Here is a 2,035-nt window from a genome sequence, read left to right as displayed (position 1 = left end):
CTTGCGCCGCAGACAAGAACAGAAAGAGACCGATATGATCTGAAGTTCTATAAGCTTTACAAAAGATGACGGAAGGCCCGTCGAAGTCGGCTTTCAGGAGCAGGCTTCAAACCCTCTCAAGCGGCTGCCATTAAGAGTGGTGGTCGTGAGCGTTGAGAAAAGGTAATGATCAAAAAGACGAGTGAAAACGAACCACTGATGAAGCGTCGTTAGATGTAAGACTGATATTAAAATGAGGGCCTGTTTGACACTCTCAGACAAGTCTACCAGGAGCCTGATGACTGGGTAGATGGTATCCGGCGTGCAGGTGGCGTGAGTTTGATTGAGGCTTTTGTGAGGAACTGCGGGAACCAGTCGTTTTGATGCTAAGGGAGAAATCCAAGTGACAAAATTCACAAGGGTGAGAGTACCAATGCAAAGCACTGGGACGGAGCAACTTGTAGTAGTGACGAAGTGACTGTAATGGTCATGGAGCGAAGGAGTTGCATTAGGCCGTCGAATCAATTTACAACTCGAAAGAGGAGGACATTTTGAGTAAGACAAAGCCCTTCATCATTCCAAAGCAACTAGTGATGAGGGCCTATCAATTGGTCAAAGAAAATGCGGGGTCGGCTGGTGTAGACCAACAGTCTCTGTGTGACTTTGAGAAGGACTTGAAGAATAATCTTTATAAGATCTGGAATCGGATGTCATCTGGTACGTATTTTCCGCCGCCTGTAAAGGCGGTTTCTATACCGAAAAAGACAGAGGAGCATGATCTCCTGATGAAAGCGATTAGAAAACACACGGACAATTCATGGGTAACTCTTTACATAGAACGGTGGCTGAAAGCTCTCATGCAAATGCCTGATGGAACGCTCATTGAGCACCATAAAGGCACGCCGCAGGGTGGAGTGGTCAGTCCCGTTTTAAGTAATTTGTTTCTCCATTATGTGTTCGATGTGTGGATGGGAAAATACGACAAGGACATACCTTGGTGCCGGTATGCCGATGATGGGTTGGTTCACTGCAAAACAGAGCATGAGGCTCAAGCACTACTGACTGCCCTTAAGCAACGTTTTGCAGATTGTGGACTAGACCTACATCCAGAGAAAACAAAGATTATTTACTGCAAAGATGGAAAACGACGAAAGCTCTATCAGAATACAAAGTTTACCTTTTTGGGATACGATTTTTGTCCGAGACAATCAAAGAATCACCAAATAAATTGCGTATTTATGAGCTTTAGTCCTGCGGTTAGTAAAACCGCAGCCAAGTCAATGCGGAAAATGGTCCGGCAATCAGGAGTACGCTACAGATCGGATCTTAGTCTTGAGGAAATAGCCAAATGGTATAATCCAATCTTAAGAGGATGGATAAATTACTATGGTGTCTACAACAGATCGGGACTCCGACAGGTTATGCGGCACTTTGATTTAACTCTGCTTGCCTGGGCCATGCAAAAGTAGGAAAAATTGAGAGGCCACAAAACAAGAGCTGCTAGTTTTATGCAAACCATAAAGAAGGCAAAGCCAGAGCTGTTTGAACACTGGAAGCAAGGAGTGATAGGAGCGTTTGCCTAATACGAGCCGTATGAATCGAGAGGTTCACGTACGGATCTGAGAGAAGCTGGTGGGGCGGTTCCACCGGCTTACTCGGCGACTGATGAAGCAACATGACCTGCAAGTAAAAAAGAATATGAAACTTAAGGCAGTCCGCCGTGCAGACACTAAAAAGCCAAAACCAATCCGTCCCAACCAGTGGTGGGGAATTGATATGACAAAAGTGATGATTGAAGGTTTTGGCTGGATTTATGTGGTTATCATTATTGATTGGTATACCAAGAAAGTCCTTGGCCATTATGACGGTTTACAATCCAAATCCTGGCATTGGTTGATTGCTCTCAACAAGGCCGTCAACCGCCAATTTACTAATGGAACGCATGGACATAGTGTGCAACTGATGTCTGATAATGGATGCCAGCAAGGAAACACGGATACAGAAAGGTTTATGCATACACTCAAGGAAGAGTTTGTTTGGCTGAAAGAGTGGACTA

Annotated in this window: 1 protein-coding gene and 1 pseudogene; both read left to right on the top strand. The window is 44.9% G+C overall.

The window, feature by feature from the left end; genetic code table 11:
- Positions 1-530 precede the first annotated feature (530 nt).
- Positions 531-1,562: pseudogene (locus tag IG80_RS12980) on the top strand (reverse transcriptase domain-containing protein).
- A 115-nt stretch (positions 1,563-1,677) separates the two neighbouring features.
- Positions 1,678-2,035, top strand: a 358-nt coding sequence (locus tag IG80_RS0112235) for a DDE-type integrase/transposase/recombinase (RefSeq protein WP_198027422.1), incomplete at its 3' end; no start/stop codon positions are given.

The sequence above is a fragment of the Candidatus Paracaedibacter symbiosus genome, assembly GCF_000757605.1.
Taxonomy (GTDB): domain Bacteria; phylum Pseudomonadota; class Alphaproteobacteria; order Paracaedibacterales; family Paracaedibacteraceae; genus Paracaedibacter_A; species Paracaedibacter_A symbiosus.
This window is presented reverse-complemented; position numbering and strand designations above follow the sequence as displayed.